19 protein-coding genes are annotated in these 17,401 nt (G+C 63.5%); 6 read left to right on the top strand and 13 right to left on the bottom strand.

Features of this window, described 5'->3' with window-relative positions:
* Positions 1–7: 7 nt before the first annotated feature.
* Complete coding sequence (tgt, locus tag Q0897_RS10885) at positions 8–1,132, top strand: tRNA guanosine(34) transglycosylase Tgt (protein ID WP_299309478.1); 1,125 nt, start codon at positions 8–10, stop codon at positions 1,130–1,132.
* Positions 1,133–1,148: 16 nt separating this feature from the next.
* Here the strand turns inward: tgt and Q0897_RS10880 are convergent, their stop codons facing one another.
* Both Q0897_RS10880 and rpsD read right to left on the bottom strand, forming a co-directional pair.
* Positions 1,149–1,340, bottom strand: a complete 192-nt coding sequence (locus Q0897_RS10880) for a hypothetical protein (RefSeq protein ID WP_299309477.1) — start codon at positions 1,338–1,340, stop codon at positions 1,149–1,151.
* A 143-nt stretch (positions 1,341–1,483) separates the two neighbouring features.
* Positions 1,484–2,098 (bottom strand): 30S ribosomal protein S4, encoded by a 615-nt coding sequence (gene rpsD / locus Q0897_RS10875; protein WP_202084797.1) that lies wholly within the window; start codon positions 2,096–2,098, stop codon positions 1,484–1,486.
* 198 nt (positions 2,099–2,296) lie between these two features.
* Between rpsD and Q0897_RS10870 the strand changes: the two genes are divergently transcribed.
* On the top strand, positions 2,297–2,611 hold the full coding sequence (locus tag Q0897_RS10870) for a chorismate mutase (protein WP_299309474.1): 315 nt from the start codon (positions 2,297–2,299) through the stop codon (positions 2,609–2,611).
* 9 nt (positions 2,612–2,620) lie between these two features.
* Here the strand turns inward: Q0897_RS10870 and Q0897_RS10865 are convergent, their stop codons facing one another.
* The 10 genes from Q0897_RS10865 to Q0897_RS10820 form a co-directional block, all read right to left on the bottom strand.
* Positions 2,621–3,346 carry a TrmH family RNA methyltransferase gene (locus Q0897_RS10865; protein WP_299309473.1) on the bottom strand — a complete coding sequence of 242 codons (726 nt, stop codon included), beginning with the start codon at positions 3,344–3,346 and terminating at the stop codon, positions 2,621–2,623.
* A complete protein-coding gene (gene nrdR / locus Q0897_RS10860) occupies positions 3,343–3,807 on the bottom strand; it encodes a transcriptional regulator NrdR (RefSeq protein ID WP_299309472.1) in 465 nt (154 codons plus the stop codon). The genes Q0897_RS10865 and nrdR overlap by 4 nt, the downstream gene beginning before the upstream one ends.
* On the bottom strand, positions 3,808–3,981 hold the full coding sequence (locus tag Q0897_RS10855) for a hypothetical protein (RefSeq protein WP_299309470.1): 174 nt from the start codon (positions 3,979–3,981) through the stop codon (positions 3,808–3,810).
* Positions 3,982–3,993: 12 nt separating this feature from the next.
* On the bottom strand, positions 3,994–5,289 hold the full coding sequence (gene glyA, locus Q0897_RS10850; protein ID WP_299309469.1) for a serine hydroxymethyltransferase: 1,296 nt from the start codon (positions 5,287–5,289) through the stop codon (positions 3,994–3,996).
* 36 nt (positions 5,290–5,325) lie between these two features.
* The gene (rpiB, locus tag Q0897_RS10845; RefSeq protein WP_299309467.1) at positions 5,326–5,763 is read right to left on the bottom strand and encodes a ribose 5-phosphate isomerase B; all 438 of its coding nucleotides are present in this window, start codon (positions 5,761–5,763) and stop codon (positions 5,326–5,328) included.
* A 104-nt stretch (positions 5,764–5,867) separates the two neighbouring features.
* Positions 5,868–6,404: a DUF2059 domain-containing protein gene (locus tag Q0897_RS10840; RefSeq protein ID WP_299309465.1), complete on the bottom strand. Its 537-nt coding sequence runs from the start codon at positions 6,402–6,404 to the stop codon at positions 5,868–5,870.
* Positions 6,405–6,454: 50 nt separating this feature from the next.
* A complete protein-coding gene (rpoD, locus tag Q0897_RS10835; protein ID WP_299309463.1) occupies positions 6,455–8,470 on the bottom strand; it encodes an RNA polymerase sigma factor RpoD in 2,016 nt (671 codons plus the stop codon).
* Positions 8,463–10,391, bottom strand: coding sequence for a DNA primase (dnaG, locus tag Q0897_RS10830; RefSeq protein ID WP_299309462.1), 1,929 nt, complete (start codon positions 10,389–10,391; stop codon positions 8,463–8,465). Before dnaG ends, rpoD begins: the two co-directional genes overlap by 8 nt.
* Positions 10,392–10,473: 82 nt before the next feature.
* A complete protein-coding gene (locus tag Q0897_RS10825; RefSeq protein ID WP_299309460.1) occupies positions 10,474–11,148 on the bottom strand; it encodes a hypothetical protein in 675 nt (224 codons plus the stop codon).
* Positions 11,148–11,609: a GatB/YqeY domain-containing protein gene (locus tag Q0897_RS10820; protein ID WP_299309459.1), complete on the bottom strand. Its 462-nt coding sequence runs from the start codon at positions 11,607–11,609 to the stop codon at positions 11,148–11,150. The genes Q0897_RS10825 and Q0897_RS10820 overlap by 1 nt, the downstream gene beginning before the upstream one ends.
* A gap of 152 nt (positions 11,610–11,761) precedes the next feature.
* On the opposite strand from Q0897_RS10820, the gene carA reads away from it, so the two are divergent.
* The 4 genes from carA (at position 11,762) to greA (ending at position 17,092) form a co-directional block, all read left to right on the top strand.
* Complete coding sequence (gene carA, locus Q0897_RS10815; protein WP_299309457.1) at positions 11,762–12,949, top strand: glutamine-hydrolyzing carbamoyl-phosphate synthase small subunit; 1,188 nt, start codon at positions 11,762–11,764, stop codon at positions 12,947–12,949.
* A gap of 3 nt (positions 12,950–12,952) precedes the next feature.
* The gene (locus Q0897_RS10810) at positions 12,953–13,180 is read left to right on the top strand and encodes a hypothetical protein (RefSeq protein ID WP_299309455.1); all 228 of its coding nucleotides are present in this window, start codon (positions 12,953–12,955) and stop codon (positions 13,178–13,180) included.
* Positions 13,180–16,521: a carbamoyl-phosphate synthase large subunit gene (gene carB / locus Q0897_RS10805; protein ID WP_299309453.1), complete on the top strand. Its 3,342-nt coding sequence runs from the start codon at positions 13,180–13,182 to the stop codon at positions 16,519–16,521. Before Q0897_RS10810 ends, carB begins: the two co-directional genes overlap by 1 nt.
* A gap of 97 nt (positions 16,522–16,618) precedes the next feature.
* A complete protein-coding gene (greA, locus tag Q0897_RS10800; RefSeq protein WP_202084769.1) occupies positions 16,619–17,092 on the top strand; it encodes a transcription elongation factor GreA in 474 nt (157 codons plus the stop codon).
* Positions 17,093–17,149: 57 nt separating this feature from the next.
* Here the strand turns inward: greA and Q0897_RS10795 are convergent, their stop codons facing one another.
* Positions 17,150–17,395 (bottom strand): DUF4170 domain-containing protein, encoded by a 246-nt coding sequence (locus tag Q0897_RS10795; RefSeq protein ID WP_299309450.1) that lies wholly within the window; start codon positions 17,393–17,395, stop codon positions 17,150–17,152.
* Positions 17,396–17,401: the final 6 nt, after the last annotated feature.

The raw sequence follows: 17,401 nt of genomic DNA, 5'->3' as shown, positions 1-17,401 counted from the left end.
CGGCGGCATGACCCGATTTTTGTTCTCCATCGACGCCCGCGACGGGCAGGCGCGCACCGGCGCCATCACCATGCAGCGCGGCACGATCCGCACGCCCGCCTTCATGCCCGTCGGCACCGCCGCCACGGTCAAGGCGATGAAGGTGGAGGACGTGCGCGCAACGGGCGCGGACATCATCCTCGGCAATACCTATCACCTGATGCTGCGGCCCGGGGCGGAGCGCGTGGCCCGGCTTGGCGGGTTGCATGCCTTCATGGGGTGGGACCGCCCGATCCTGACCGATAGCGGCGGTTATCAGGTGATGAGCCTCTCGGACCTGCGCAAGATCACCGAGGAAGGGGTCACGTTCAAAAGCCATCTCGACGGTTCGAAGCATGCATTGACCCCGGAGCGGTCGATGGAGATACAGCGCCTGCTCGGCTCCGACATCGTGATGGCGTTCGACGAATGCCCACGCGCGGATCAGTCGCGCGATGTCATCGCGGCCTCGATGGAAATGTCGATGCGCTGGGCCAGACGCAGCCGCGAGGGCTTCGACGCCGGGGGTGAACACGCCCAACGTGCCGCGCTGTTCGGCATACAACAGGGCGCGCTTGAACAGGATCTGCGCCGGATTTCAGCCGAAAAACTGACTGAGATCGGCTTTGACGGCTATGCCATCGGCGGGCTTGCGGTGGGTGAGGGGCAGGAGGCGATGTTCGCCACGCTCGATTTCGCGCCGGGCCAATTGCCGGATGACCGGCCCCGCTACCTCATGGGGGTGGGCAAGCCGGACGATCTAGTTGGCGCGGTGGAGCGCGGCGTCGACATGTTCGATTGCGTGCTGCCGTCGCGGTCGGGCCGCAACGGGCAGGCATTCACCTGGACCGGGCCGATCAACATTCGCAACGCACGTTTTGCCGAGGATACGGACCCGGTCGATCCGCGCTGCTCCTGCGCGACCTGCGGCAAATATACGCGGGCCTATCTGCACCATCTCGTCCGTTCCGGAGAGATTTTGGGCGCGATGCTGATGACGGAACACAACCTGTCGTTTTATCAGCAATTGATGCAGGCGATGCGCGACGCGATCGGCGCGGGGCGTTTCGCGCAATTCGCGTCGCAATTCCGGAGCGATTACCTGCGGACATAGCAGCCGCTTTTGCGGACTACGCGGCGATCGAGGTCTCGGCGGCCGGTTCGACTTCGCGCATCTCCAGCTCGGTTTCACAATACTGGAAGAATTCGCCGCTTCCATCGTTGAGATAGCCGGCGCCGATCGAACAGGCGTGCCGCTGTGCCAGGGCAAGGCTCGGATACCATTTGCCGGTCTTGTTCGGGGTGATGAAGCGATATTCCATAGTAGCGGAACAATGCGCAAACATCGTCGACGGTTCCCGGCAAAACGCAATGAAACATCGGGAAATATTTGGCGCGCGCGACCCATGAGAAAGGGCGGGAAAAACCCGCCCTTTCCATCGTTCGTAACGTGTCGGAATTCCGATCAGCGCGAGTAGAACTCGACCACCAGATTGGGCTCCATCTTCACCGGATAGGGCACCTCGTCGAGGGTCGGGACGCGGGTGAAGGTCACCTTGTCGTCGCCGTCGACCGACACGTAATCGGGGATTTCACGCTCGGGCAGGCTCTGCGCCTCGATGACGAGCGCCATTTCCTTCGCCTTGTCGCCGAGCGAGATCACGTCGCCGACGAAGCAGCGGCGCGAGGGGATGTTGCACTTCACGCCATTGACCTTGATGTGGCCGTGGTTGACGATCTGACGCGCGGCGAAGATCGTCGGCGCGAATTTCGCGCGATACACGATCATGTCGAGACGCTGCTCGAGCAGGCCGATCAGGTTCTGGCCGGTATCGCCCTTGATCCGCGAGGCCTCCTGATAGGTGCTCTTGAACTGCTTTTCCGTGACGTCGCCGTAATAGCCCTTGAGCTTCTGCTTCGCACGGAGCTGCAGGCCGAAATCGCTGACCTTGCTCTTGCGGCGCTGGCCGTGCTGACCGGGGCCGTAGGAACGCTTGTTCACCGGGGAATTGGGACGACCCCAGATGTTTTCGCCCATCCGGCGATCGAGCTTGTGCTTGGCGCTCTTGCGCTTCGACATGACATGTCCTTTCAAAAATGCAAACGCCGCCCGGGATGGCGGCGCTTCAACCCGGTATCGCTCCGGCGGGCCGGAATGCCCGCCGTGGCTGCCGCTTCACCGGGGTGCGGAGCCAATTTGCGTGGCGCGCCTTTCGCAGATATGCGCTGCTGCGTCAAGCGTCTCGACAATGGCGCGCGGTCCGGGCAGATGTGGCGCATGACCGAAACGACATTGCCCGCCAGCCAGTGCACCACCATGGACGAGGTGCGCGCCGGCGTTGACGAGACCGACCGCCGCATCGTCGCGCTGCTCGCGGACCGTTTCGCCTACATGCGCGCGGCCTCCCGGATCAAGCCGACGCGCGACGCCGTGCGCGACGAACCGCGCAAGCGTGCGGTGATCGACGCCGCCGTGGCCGAAGCACAGGACCATGAGCTTCCCGCCGATTTCGTCGCCCGCATGTGGGAGGACATGGTCGAAACGTCGATCGCGTATGAAATGCGGCACTGGGACGCGCGCCGCGGCGGGTAGGGGCCAGAATCAGTCGCGCGGGGTTCGCGCCAGCGCCGAGAGCACCCCGCGCATCGCCCGCACCTCCAGCGTATTCCAGCCAGGCTTGGTCAGCATCGTGCGCAAGGTCCGCCGCGTCGCGGTCGCCCGGCTCGGCGGCAGGAAATAGCCCTTCGGCTCCAGCATGGTTTCAAGCTGCCCGATCATCCCCTCAAGCTCGACCTGCGGGGCCGGGGGCAGGGTGTCTTCTTGCGTCGGTTGGGCGAGGGGGCGTTCGCGCCCCGCCGCCTTCGACCATTCGTAGGACAACAGGATAACCGCCTGCGCAAGGTTCAGCGATCCGAACTCCGGATTGATCGGCACCGTCACGATATTGCGGGCAAGCGCGACGTCATCGGTTTCGAGGCCCGACCGCTCCGGCCCGAACAGGATCGCATGGCGGCCCTCGTGGCGGATCATCGCATCGGCTGCCGCCTCCGGGGTGAGCACGGGCTTCGTCACGCCGCGCTTTCGCACCGTCGTCGCGTGGACATGCTCGCAATCGGCCACCGCGTCCGCCACGGTATCGAACACGGACGCGCGTTCGAGCACGACATCTGCACCCGCCGCCGCCGGTCCGGCCGAAGGATTGGGCCATCCGTCGCGTGGCGCGACGAGCCGCATCTCGACCAGCCCGAAATTGAGCATCGCGCGGGCCGCCTTCCCGATGTTTTCGCCCAGCTGCGGACGCACGAGCACGATGACCGGGGCGGTCATGGCTCTGCCGCCGCGCCGGTCACCGCGCTGGCGAATTGTTCGAAATCGCGGGCCTCGCTGAAATCGCGATAGACGCTGGCGAAGCGGATATAGGCGACCGGATCGAGCTGACGGAGGCCTTCCATCACCATTTCGCCGATGGCCGCCGCGTCGATTTCCGCCTCGCCGCGGGTCTCCACCTGCCGCTGCACGCCGGATACAAGCTGATCGATGCGTTCCTGCGCGATGTCGCGCTTGCGACAGGCAAGCGATACGGCATGCTCGATCTTCGCGCGGTCGAACGCCTCGCGCCGATCGCCGCTTTTGAGCACAGTGATCTCGCGAAGCTGGATGCGTTCGAAGGTGGTAAAGCGGGCGCCGCAGCCTTCGCATTGGCGCCGCCGCCGGATCGCGGTGTTATCCTCGGTCGGGCGGCTGTCCTTTACCTGGCTGTTATCGTTGGCGCAAAATGGGCAGCGCAATCAGATCTTTCCTTTTGCCTTCGCATAGCCGAGGCCGCCGCCCACGACACCGCCAATGAGCGGGCCGACGAACGGCACCGGAATGGCGATCAACGCACCGATCGCACCCCATTTCAACGCGGTCTTCGTTTCGGGCGTCATGCCTTCGTTCGGGCGTTTGTCGTAATCGTTCATCTCAGCAGCTCCTCATGCGTAGATCGGAAATCGATCGCACAAGGCTTCGACGCGTTCACGGACATTGCGTTCCACATCGGGGTCGCCTTCTTCACCCTTCGCACACAACCCGTCGAGCACGTCGGCCAGCATGTTGCCGATCTCGCGGAATTCCGCCGGGCCGAAACCGCGCGTGGTGCCGGCCGGCGTGCCGACCCGGAGGCCGCTCGTCTTGACCGGCGGCAGCGGATCGAACGGGATGCCATTCTTGTTGCAGGTGATGCCGGCGCGCTCCAGCGCCTCGTCCGCATCCTTGCCCGTCACGCCGAGCGGGGTCAGGTCGACCAGCACGACATGCGTATCGGTGCCGCCCGACACGATCTCGGCGCCGCGCTCCTTCAACGTGGCGGCAAGCGTGCGGGCATTTTCGATCACGCGCGCAGCGTAATCCTTGAATTCGGGGCGCAGCGCTTCGCCGAACGCGACGGCCTTCGCGGCGATGACATGCATGAGCGGTCCACCCTGCAGCCCGGGAAAAACGGCGGAATTCAGCTTCTTCGCAAGCTTCTCGTCATTGGTGAGGATCATGCCGCCGCGCGGTCCGCGCAAAGTCTTATGCGTGGTGGTCGTCGCGATATGCGCGTGGGGGAAGGGGGAGGGGTGGGCACCCGCCGCCACCAGCCCTGCGAAATGCGCCATGTCGACATGCAGGATCGCGCCCACCTTGTCCGCGATTTCGCGCATGCGGGCAAAATCGATGATGCGGGGATAGGCGCTCCCGCCCGCGATGATCAGCTTGGGCTGATGCTCGGTCGCGAGGCGTTCGACCTCGTCATAATCGATGAGATGATCGTCGCGGCGTACGCCATATTGCACCGCGTTGAACCATTTGCCCGACATCGCCGCGCGCGCACCGTGCGTCAAATGCCCGCCTGCGTCGAGGCTCATCCCCAGGATCGTGTCGCCCGGCTTTACACAGGCGAGCATGACCGCGCCGTTTGCCTGCGCGCCCGAATGCGGCTGCACATTGGCATAGTCGCAGCCGAACAATTGTTTCGCCCGGTCGATGGCCAGCGTTTCGACCGCATCGGACGGGCCGCAGCCCTGGTAATAACGCTTGCCGGGATAGCCCTCGGCATATTTGTTGGTGAGGACCGAGCCCTGCGCCTCCAGCACCGCCTTCGACACGATGTTTTCCGAAGCGATCAGCTCGATCTGCTTCTGCTCGCGCTTCAATTCGGCGCCGATGGCATCGGCCACGGCGGCGTCGGTGCTGGCAAGGTCGTCGGTGAAGAAGCCGGGGGCGCGGATCGCGGTTTCGGTGGTCATGGCATCAGGTCCGTTGCAACAAGAGGGATCGGCGGTTCAGCAGGAGGGATTGGACAGCTTTTCGACGCGGCCCGCATGGCGGCCCCCGCCGAATTCGGTCGAAAAAAAGGCGTCGAGGCAGGCTTTGGCCATGTCCGGCCCGGTCAGACGCGCGCCCATGGCGATGCAATTGGCATCGTTGTGTTCGCGGGCCAGCGCGGCCGAAAGCGGTTCGGATACCAGCGCGCAGCGGCACGCGGCATTGCGGTTCACCGCCATGGAAATCCCGATGCCCGAACCGCACAGCGCCACGCCAAATTGCGCGGTGCCATCGGCGATGACGGAGGCGAGCGAGTAGCCGTAATCGGGGTAATCGACACGCGCGTCGGTTTCGGGGCCAAGGTCGGCGACCTCGTGCCCCTGCTCGATCAGCCAGTCGCGCAATTCCGCCTTCAACGCGACGGCGGCATGGTCGGAGGCGATGGCGATACGCATGCGAAAAGCTCCTGCAACAGATGCGCCCGCCCATAGGGCGCGATCCCGCGATGCGCCACCCCCTTGGCACACGGCGGCGGGATTTTATCGACCGGAACGGCGCCTTATCCCGCGTCCTGCGCCTCCAGATAGGCGATCACCCGCGATTCCACGCGTTTGCGCAGTTCGGGCATCATCGCCATGATTTCAGAGATATAGGCCTCGTTCGCATCGGCGAATGCGGGATTTTCGATCATCTTCACGGACCGCATGAGAAAGGTCGAACCCGTCGGCGTTTTGACGAATTCGGCAATATCGCGCAATTCCGCTTCGCTGAACTCGTCGCGATAGGCGATCGCGTAGGAATCCATGAGCGCGGGAATATGCCGCGTCAGCACGATCTTGCCCTCGGCGAGAAACCGGTTGGTTTCCTCCTCCACGATGGCGCGCACGCCGGGCGGGACGTCGGCGCCCACCGCGTTCATCATCTGTGCCGACATGGCGTCGGCGACACCGCCGAACATCTCGGCCCGCTGCTCTTGGGGATAGGCGTCGGCGACGATCTGCCGGGCGAGGGCGAGGGCGCTTTCCTCATCCGCATGGGCCGGTGCGGCGATGATGGCACCGATCATGGCGGCGAAAGGAAATGCCAGGCGAATCATGTGAAAAACCCCTCTCCGACCGTTCGGAGAGGGGCTTGGATCAGGCGGGCTTACTGGTCAAGGAAGCTGCGCATCTTGCGGCTGCGGCTCGGATGCTTGAGCTTGCGCAGCGCCTTCGCCTCGATCTGGCGGATACGTTCGCGGGTGACCGAAAACTGCTGTCCGACTTCCTCCAGCGTGTGGTCGGTGTTCATGCCGATGCCGAACCGCATGCGCAGAACGCGCTCCTCACGCGGGGTCAGGCTGGCGAGGACGCGGGTGACGGTTTCCTTTAGATTGGCCTGAATCGCGGCATCGACGGGGATGATCGCGTTCTTGTCCTCGATGAAATCGCCGAGATGCGAATCCTCCTCGTCGCCGATGGGGGTTTCGAGGCTGATCGGTTCCTTGGCGATCTTCATCACCTTGCGAACCTTTTCGAGCGGCATCGACAGCTTTTCGGCCATCTCCTCCGGCGTGGGTTCGCGGCCCTGATCGTGGAGGAACTGCCGGCTCGTGCGGACCAGCTTGTTGATCGTCTCGATCATGTGGACCGGGATGCGGATCGTGCGCGCCTGGTCGGCGATGGACCGGGTGATGGCCTGACGAATCCACCAGGTCGCATAGGTGCTGAACTTGTAACCGCGGCGATATTCGAATTTATCGACCGCCTTCATGAGGCCGATATTGCCTTCCTGAATGAGGTCGAGGAATTGCAGCCCCCGATTGGTGTATTTCTTGGCGATGGAAATCACGAGGCGCAGGTTCGCCTCCACCATTTCCTTCTTCGCGATCCGGGCCTCGCGCTCCGCCTTCTGCACCATGTTCACGATGCGGCGGAATTCGGGCAGGCTCATGCCGGTCTGCGCCGCGATGTCCGAAATCTCGATGCGGATACGCTCGACCGAATCGGCTTCCTTCTCGGCGAAGGCGGCCCATTTCTTGTCCTTGCCCGCCATTTCGGTGAGCCAGTTTTCATCGAGCTCGTTGCCGATATATTCCTTGAGGAAATCGGCGCGCTTCACCTTGTGCCGTTCGGCAAGGCGCAGCATCTGCCCGCCCAGCGCCGTCAGCCGGCGGTTGAAGGCATAGAGATTGTCGACGAGAAACTCGATCTTCGTCGCGTGGAACTGCATGCTCTCGACCTCGGCCGTGAGCTCGTCCGACAGGTTCTCGTACTGCTTTTCGCGCGCCTCGGGAAAGCTGTCCCCGCGGGCGAGCGATTCCATGCGATCGGTCTGCAATGTCTCGAACTGCCGGAACAGCGTCGTGATCCGGGCAAAACGTTCGATTGCATCGGGTTTGAGCGCGGCTTCCATCTGCGCGAGAGAGAGCGTGTTGTCCTCTTCCTCCTCGTCGTCGCGCTTGGACTTTTCGCCGTCCTCGCCGTCTTCGGAATCGCTGTCGTCGTCGTCATCGTCGTCCTTGAACGACGGGCCGGCGGTTTCCTCGCTGATTTCGCCGTCCTTGCCGTCATCCTCGTTTTCGAGGTTTTCGGGCGCTGGCTCCTTCGACAGCATCGCGTCGAGATCGAGGATCTCGCGAAGCTGCATCTCCTCGTTGTTGAGCGCCTCGGACCAGTGGATGATGGCGTGGAAGGTGATCGGGCTCTGGCACAGGCCCATGATCATCATGTCGCGGCCCGCCTCGATCCGCTTGGCGATGGCGATCTCGCCCTCGCGGCTGAGCAGTTCGACCGCGCCCATCTCGCGCAGGTACATGCGGACGGGGTCGTCGGTCCGCTCGTTCGTCTCTTTCTTCTTGGCCGGGGCCTGATGCTCGGTCTTGGGATCCTTCGCATCGGCGCCATCATCGGCAATTTCATCGACGTCGCCGGCATCCGGATTGTCCGAATCACCGTCACCTTCGGAATCGTCGTCGTTTTCGACGATATTGACACCCATCTCGCTGATCGCGGACATGACGTCCTCGATCTGCTCGGACGACATCTGATCCTGGGGCAGCGCCTCGTTCAGTTCGTCATAGGTGATGATGCCACGCTTCTTGGCGCGCGCGATCAGCTTCTTGATCGCGCCTTCGTTCAGATCGATGAGCGGCGCATCGCCGGTTTCGCCCTTGTCAGCCATGTTCGGTCGTTCTGCTCTTTCCTGCCATATCGTCCGCGACATTTGCGGATGGTGTCCCTCGCGAGGCTGCCATTTGCACAAGACGGCGTTCGAATTCCAGTTTTCTGTTAAGCAAACGCTGCTGTTCTACAAAAGCTCCCTCCGGATCTTCGGCAAAACGCGCGGTCGCGTCGGCCAGCGCCGCCTCGATCGCCGGTTTTTCAACCAGCAGACCGATGGCTTCCGCCAGTTCTTGCGTGGCTTCGGCCGGCGTTGTTCGATCGGTCAAGAAGGCAAATCGCATGCCGCCGATCGTTTCCCTGTCGGGCAGGGCCAGTCCACGTGCCTGCAATATGGCCGCAATATCTTTTGTTTCAAGCGGTTTTCTGCGCCCTGTCCCGCCATCGGCCATGCCATCATCGACAAGCGAGAGCATCGCATCGAGCGCGGCGGCATGGTCCGGGTTCGCGGGATGAAGCCGGGCGAGCCGCTCGGCATAATGGTCGAGGCATTCGGGATGGCGCAGCAAGCCGCCCAGGATCGCGGCAATCAGCCTGTCGCGCGCCGCCGCCGGCGTCATCTGGCGAAGCTCCTGCGAGGGAGGTTGAATCGCGGGCCGACGGTCGAAACCCCGCTTTCCCGCCGGTGCCCGGACGAAATCCTTGCCCCGTTCGCGCCGGGGAAAGGCAAACGCACCATAGCGATCGAGGAGTTCCCGGCGATAGAGCGAGCGTATGTCGCTATCCGCGATGGTGTCGACATGAGCAAGCAGGCGACTTTTCAGACCCGCCTTGTCCTCCGGCGTGGAGAGCGGCGCGGCGGCGCGTTCGTGTCGCCAGATGATCTCGGCCAGCCCCTCGCCATTCCTGAGAAGTTCGGCAAAGGCGCTCGCCCCGTCGCGGCGGATGAGATCGTCGGGGTCCATGCCTTCGGGCAGGGTGACGATGCGCAGGCTGTGCCCCGGACGCAGCAAGGGAAGCGCCCGCGAAATGGCCCGCATCGCCGCGCGTTGCCCCGCCGCATCGCCATCGAAACACAGCACGGGCACGGGGACGAGCCGCCACAAAATCTCCAGCTGCGCATCGGTCAGCGCGGTCCCCATCGGGGCCACGGCTTCGCCAATTCCCGCATCGGCGAGCGCGACCACGTCCATGTAGCCTTCGACGACGACGATTCGATTCGCCTGCCGCGACGCGGTCGCCGCGCGGTGGAGATTGTAAAGCGTGCGCCCCTTGTCGAAGACCGGCGTTTCGGGGGAATTGAGGTATTTCGGCGCCTTCGTATCGGCATCGAGGATGCGCCCGCCAAAGCCGACGACCCGCCCGCGACGATCCTGAATCGGGAGCGTGAGCCGCCCGCGAAACCGGTCATAGGGTGCCTTGTTCTCCACATCGATGAGCAGGCCCGCCTCGACCAGCATGTCGGTTGGAAAGCCGGAGAGCGCTTCCTTTATCGCGCCACGCGAATCGGGCGCATAGCCGAAGCCGAATTCCCGCACGGCCTTCTCGGAAAAACCGCGCTGCGCCAGATATTGCCGCGCCGCGCGCCCCGTGTCGGAGGCGAGATTGCGGACCATCCACCCCTGCGCCTCGGCCAGAACGTCGTGCAGCGTCGCGCGTTGTTCGGCGGCCTGCGCCATGCGGGGATCGGGGGCCGGCATTTCGAGCCCGGCCTCGCTCGCCAGCTCCTTGACCGCATCGATGAAGGGCAGGCCGCGTTGATCCGTGAGCCAGCGGATCGCATCGCCATGCGCGCCGCAGCCGAAGCAATGGTAGAAACCCTTGGCATCATTGACGTAGAAACTGGGCGTGTTTTCGTTGTGAAAGGGGCAACACGCCTTGAATTCGTGCCCTGCCTTCTGGAGGCGCGTGGTCCGGTTCACGACCGCGGACAGCGTGATCCGCGATCGCAATTCGTCCAGCCATTGCGGGGAGAGCGCCATGCCCGCTTCCCTGCGCGGATGGGACGCGCAAATCAAGCGGCGCTTGCGGCCCTCCGTCAGGTTCCGCGGGAATGCGCGGGGTTCAGCAGCCGCCCGTGGTCTGCTGTGCCGGGGCCGGTCCCTCTGCGGTCCCGATCCTGCCGCCGGCGACAAGCTGATACGCCTGCGCGGGACCGGCAGGCGGCAATGTCCCCTGCCAGAAGAACGTGATCGGCGCCCCGGCGCGCCATCCTTCGCCGCCGACCACGGAATAGAACAGCCCGCCATTGACGCAGCGCAGTTCAAGCCGCGCATCGCCGCCGAGCGCGGCCTGTGCCTCCGCTTCCTCGAACCCGGCGACGCCTGCATAGCCGAAGACGGGAATGGCGGTGCGAAACGCGCTCGCCCGTTCATCCGGGGTTACGCGCATGACATAGGTGAAGATCGTCGTTTCGGGCAGTTCGGCGGGGTTGCACGCGCTGCCGCTCGTCTCGATCGGGCAGGCGACGTAGGATTCGATCGTCCCCGTGGTTCCGTCCGGCCCTTCGAAGCGGGACTGCACCGTCGGCCCCTGCGGACCGAGGATGCGCGGGCCGATCATGCTGCGGGCGAAATCCTCGGGGTTGAGAAGTTCGCCGTCCGCGGCATCGGCATCGTCGATGGCCTGCTCTGCAACGGTTTCGTCCTGCGCCGGCTCGGCCTGCGAACATGCGCCGAGCAACACGGTCAGTGCGCCCAACGCGGCGACGCACGGCGCTCCTGCCATCCGCCCCGTCATCAGGCGAGGCTCTCCTTCACCAGCCGGCTGGCGTTGCTCATGTCGAGGACCGCGCCGTGCCGCGCTTTCAGTTCCGCCATGACCTTGCCCATGTCCTTCATCCCGGTGGCGCCGGTGTCCGTCTTGATCTTTTCGATGGCATCCTTCGTCTCCGCCTCGTTCATCTGCTGCGGGAGGAATTCCTCGATCACAGCGAGCTCGCCCTGTTCCGCGGCGGCGAGTTCGGCGCGGCCGCCCTCGTTATACATGGCGATCGATTCCTTGCGCTGCTTCGCCATTTTCTGAAGCACTTCAATCACCATCGCATCGTCATCGGCCGGTTCGCCCAATGCGTTGCCGGTGCGCATCTCGATGTCGCGGTCCTTGATCTTGGCGAGAATCAGGCGGACCGCGGCCAGCCGTTCCTTGTCCTTCTCCTTCATTGCCTGAATCTGGGCGGATTTGATCGTGTCGCGCAGCATGTGCCATGTCCATTCGCATAGGAGATTGGTTGAACCGCGTCGGTAGCCGTAAAAACGTCGCGTTCCTAGCTTGACCGCCGCCGCGCGCGAGGCTAGCCGCTGGGCCTTAGCGAACATCGCCGAACCACTGGACAAGAACGGAGCGCCCACACATGGCCGACGCCGCAACTACGCATGCGCCACAACCAAAGGGAGCGACCGCCGCTCTGGTTTTTGCGGATGGCCATGTGGCATGGGGACGCGGCTTCGGGGCGACGGGCCATGCGGTCGGCGAAATGTGCTTCAACACCGCGATGACCGGGTATCAGGAGGTGATGACCGACCCCTCCTATGCCGCGCAGGTGGTGTGTTTCACCTTCCCGCACATCGGCAATGTCGGATCGAATGCAGAGGATGTCGAGGGCGCGGTCGACAGCGCGGTCGGATGCGTCGTGCGTGAAGATGTCACCGACCCCTCCAATTTCCGCAGCATGGGCGATTTTCCCACCTGGATGCGGGAGAACGGAAAGATCGGCATCGCCGGGCTGGACACGCGCGCGCTGACTCGCCGGATCCGCGTGCAGGGCGCGCCGAACGTCTGCATCGCGCATGATCCCGATGGCAATTTCGACATTCCCGCACTGCTCGCCCGGGTGCAGGGGTGGCAGGGGCTCGAGGGGCTCGACCTTGCCGGACCCGCCAGCCGCGAGGTGCAGGAAGGCTGGACCGGCGACGTGTGGGAACTGGGCACCGGATATGGCGCCGCGGCGGACGGGGAACGCCCGCATGTCGTTGCCATGGATTTCGGCGCGAAGGACAATATCTTCCGCAATCTCGTGCGGGCGGGGGCGCGGGTAACCGTGGTTCCGGCACGCGCGACGCGGGACGAGATCGTGGCATTGAAGCCCGATGGTGTGTTCCTGTCGAACGGGCCGGGCGATCCGGCGGCGACGGGCGAATATGCCGTGCCGGTGATCCGCGCCCTGCTCGATCGCGACGTGCCGATCTTCGGCATATGTCTGGGGCATCAGATGCTGGCGCTGGCCGCCGGCGCGAAAACGACCAAGATGCATCAGGGGCACCGCGGCGCCAACCACCCGGTGCAACGCGTCGGCGACACCTGGGGCGACACGCAAGGCCTGGTCGAGATTACCAGCATGAACCACGGCTTCGCAGTAGATGGCGACACGCTGCCGGACGGGGTGGTGGAAACGCATCGCTCGCTGTTCGACGGAACCAATTGCGGGATTTCGATTGCCGGCAAGAAAGCGTTCGGGGTGCAGTATCACCCCGAAGCATCGCCGGGGCCGCAGGACAGTTTCTACCTGTTCGAGAAGTTCGTGGGTGAGTTGGAGGCTTAAACAATGGCAACCATCGGAACTCTCACGGTCAGAGTAAACGAAAACGCCCAACCGCATGGCGAAGTCGGAAAAGCTGTCGTTCGCTTGGTTGACTGCGGGGCGGAGCGTTTCCTGCAAATTGATACTTATGGACGCTCCACACGGGATATCCATGGAAAATTGTCGCAAACAATACGGCTAGACAAAGCAGCCTTCGAACGGTTGGTCGATCTTGGAAAGAGGCACTTTTAATGCCCAAACGCACTGACATTTCATCCATCCTCGTCATTGGCGCGGGGCCGATCATCATCGGGCAGGCTTGCGAGTTCGATTATTCGGGCACGCAGGCGATCAAGGCATTGAAGGAGGAGGGCTACCGCGTCATCCTCGTCAATTCCAACCCGGCCACGATCATGACCGACCCGGAAATGGCGGACGCCACCTATGTCGAGCCGATCACGCCGGAATTCGTCGAGAAGGTGATCGCGAAGGAGCGGCCCGATGCCGTCCTGCCGACCATGGGCGGGCAGACCGCGCTCAATTGCGCGCTGACGCTGGCTGAAACGGGCGTGCTCGACAAATATGGCGTGCAGATGATCGGCGCCGATGCCGACGCCATCGACAAGGCCGAAAACCGCCAGCGTTTCCGCGAGGCGATGGACAAGATCGGCCTCGAAAGTGCGCGGTCGGGCATCGCCCATTCGATGGAGGACGCGCTTGCCGTGCTGGAGCGCACGGGGCTGCCGTCGATCATCCGGCCCAGCTTTACCCTCGGCGGGACGGGCGGGGGCATTGCCTACAACCGCGCGGAGTTCGAGAAGATCGTCCGCGACGGGCTGGAGGCCAGCCCCAAGACCGAGGTGTTGATCGAGGAATCGCTGCTCGGCTGGAAAGAATACGAGATGGAAGTCGTCCGGGACCGGAACGACAATTGCATCATCATCTGTTCCATCGAAAACGTTGATCCGATGGGCGTGCACACCGGCGATTCCATCACTGTCGCGCCCGCGCTGACGCTGACCGACAAGGAATATCAGATCATGCGCAACGCCAGCATCGCGGTGCTGCGCGAGATTGGCGTGGAAACCGGCGGGTCGAACGTGCAATTCGCCGTGAACCCGGATGATGGCCGCCTCATCGTAATCGAGATGAACCCCCGCGTGTCGCGCTCATCGGCACTCGCGTCCAAGGCGACCGGCTTTCCCATCGCGCGTGTCGCGGCGAAGCTGGCCGTCGGCTATACGCTGGACGAGATCACGAACGAGATTACGGGCGCCACCCCGGCGAGTTTCGAGCCGACGATCGACTACGTCGTCACGAAAATCCCGCGCTTTGCCTTCGAAAAGTTCAAGGGCGCCGACAATCGCCTCTCCACCGCGATGAAATCGGTGGGCGAGGTCATGGCGATCGGCCGCAATTTCAAGGAATCGATGCAGAAGGCGCTGCGCGGTCTGGAGATCGGGCTGGACGGCTTCAACCGGATCGAGGAACTCGAAGGGGCGACCAAGGACCGGATCGTCGAGGCCTTGTCGGTCGCGCGGCCTGAACGGCTGGTCGTCACGGCGCAGGCCTTTCGCGAAGGGCTGAGCGTGGACGAGGTCCATGCCGTCACGAAATACGACAAATGGTTCCTGCGGCATATCCACCAGATCATCGCCGAGGAGAGCATCATCCTGAAAGAAGGTGTGCCCCGCACGCGCGAGGGTCTCCTACGGCTCAAGGCGATGGGCTTTTCGGACAAGCGGCTCTCGACGCTCGCCGTGCGCAGCATTGGCGTGGCCGGCGGCATGGCGGAGACACAGGCGAAACGCTCCGGCCTGCTCCACGACGCGATCAAGGCGATGGCCGGCGGCACGTCGGAAGAAGAGATCCGCGAATTGCGCCACAAGCTCGGCGTGCGTCCGGTGTTCAAGCGTATCGACAGCTGCGCCGCAGAGTTCGAGGCGATTACCCCTTACATGTACTCCACCTATGAACAGCCTTTGTTCGGCGAGGCGGAGAACGAGGCCGATCCCACCGACGCGAAGAAGGTCGTGATCCTGGGCGGCGGTCCCAACCGGATCGGGCAGGGGATCGAATTCGACTATTGCTGCTGCCACGCCTGTTTCGCATTGGGCGATGTGGAGAAGGGCGGGGTCGGTTATGAAACGATCATGATCAACTGCAACCCGGAAACGGTGAGCACCGATTACGACACGTCCGACCGGCTTTATTTCGAACCGCTGACGGCGGAGGACGTGCTCGAGATCCTCGATGTCGAGCGGTCGCGTGGCACGCTGCATGGCGTGATCGTGCAGTTCGGCGGGCAGACGCCGCTCAAACTGGCGCAGGCATTGGAGGATGCGGGCATTCCCATCCTCGGCACCTCGCCCGATGCGATCGACCTTGCCGAAAGCCGGGAGCGGTTTTCCGCGCTGGTCAACAAGCTCGGGCTGAAGCAGCCGGCGAACGGCATGGCACGCAGCCAGGAAGAGGCGCGGGCGATCGCGGCGCGCATCGGCTTTCCCGTGCTCATCCGCCCGTCCTATGTCCTTGGCGGGCGGGCGATGGAAATCGTCGACAGCGAGGCGCAGCTCGATCAATACATGGAAACCGCCGTGCACGTATCGGGGGATCAGCCGGTTCTGATCGACCAGTATCTGCGCGATGCGATCGAATGCGATGTGGATGCGATCTGCGACGGGACCGATGTCGTCGTCGCCGGCGTGATGCAGCATATCGAGGAAGCGGGCGTGCATTCGGGCGACAGCGCCTGCTCGCTCCCTCCCTACAGCCTGCCTGCGACGATCATCGAGGAGATGGAGCGTCAGGCCGATGCGCTTGCCCGTGCGTTGAAGGTCGTCGGGCTGATGAATATTCAGTTCGCGGTGAAAGACGGGGAGGTCTACCTGATCGAGGTGAACCCGCGTGCAAGCCGGACCGTGCCCTTCGTCGCGAAGGCCATCGGGCAGCCGATCGCCAAGATCGCCGCGCGTGTGATGGCGGGCGAAATGCTCGCCGATCTGCCCGTCATCGACCGGCGGATCGACCATGTCGCGGTGAAGGAGGCGGTGTTCCCCTTCGCCCGTTTCCCCGGCACCGACCCTGTATTGTCGCCGGAAATGAAATCCACGGGCGAGGTCATGGGCATCGATGCCGATTTCACCTCCGCCTTCATCAAGTCGCAATTCGGCGCGGGCGCGAGCCTTCCGGAAAAGGGCATCCTGTTCGTGTCGGTCAAGTCGACGGACAAGCAGACGATCCTGCCCGCGGTGCGCAAGCTCGCCGATAATGGTTTCGATGTCATCGCGACGTCCGGCACGGCGCGCTTCCTGTCCGAAAACGGCATTGCCGTCGATATCGTGAACAAGGTCGCGGAAGGCCGGCCGCATATCGTCGACCGGATCGTGGATGGCGACGTCGCGTTGATCTTCAACACGACCGAAGGTTGGCAGAGCCTCAAGGACAGCAAGTCGATCCGCACCGCCGCTCTGGAAGAGCGCGTGCCGTCCTATACCACCGCGGCCGCATGCGTGGCCGCCGCCGATGCGATCGTCGCGCAACGCGGCGGAACGCTTGAAGTACGCTCGCTTCAGTCCTATTATAGCGGCTGAATTGACGACACATCGCATATAGCGGGCAAACCGGTCGCCTTCCATCTGGCAAGGCGGCCGGTTTTCCTGTCACACAACAGTAAGGAATGGTTCTAAAATGGCCGTCGAAAAAGTCCCCATGCTGGCCGAGGGCTACGAGAAGCTGACGGCGGATCTGAAAGCGCTGCGCGAGGAACGCCCCCGGATCGTGGACGCCATCGAAGAGGCGCGTGCGCATGGCGACCTGTCCGAAAACGCCGAATATCACGCGGCGAAGGAGCGTCAGGGCCAGGTCGAGGCGAGCATCGCCGATCTTGAGGATCGCGTCAGCCGTGCACAGATCATCGACCCCGCCACGCTTTCGGGCGACAAGGTCGTGTTCGGCGCGACGGTCAGCATGCTGGATGAGGATGAAAAGCCGATCCGTTACCAGATCGTCGGTCAGACCGAGGCCGATGCGAAAAAAGGCCGCATCAGCTATTCCAGTCCGATGGGCCGCGCGCTGATCGGAAAGAAGGTTGGCGAGGAAATCGAAGTCACCGTCCCGTCGGGCGAGAGGTTCTACCTCATCGACAAGATCGAATTCATCTGAATCCTTGCGGATCGGATCGAGAAAAAGGCCCCGGATCGCGTGATCCGGAGCCTTTTCTTATTCCGCGTCGGCAATCTTTTCATGATCGGCGAGATGCGGTTCCAGCAGGCGATGCAGGTGCACGATGACATATTTCATCTCGGCATCGTCGACCGTGCGCTGCGCCGCGCTGCGCCAGGCGTTTTCGGCGCTGTCGAAATCGGGGTAGACCCCGACCAGATCGACCTGCTCGAGATTCTCGAATTCAATGCCGCGCGGATCCTTGACCCGGCCGCCCAGAACGAGATGCAATTTCTGTCCCATCGCGCG

The organism is uncultured Croceicoccus sp., from assembly GCF_947496385.1.
GTDB lineage: Bacteria > Pseudomonadota > Alphaproteobacteria > Sphingomonadales > Sphingomonadaceae > Croceicoccus.
The sequence above is the reverse complement of the archived record's forward strand: the minus strand, read 5'-3'. Positions and strand labels throughout refer to the sequence as shown.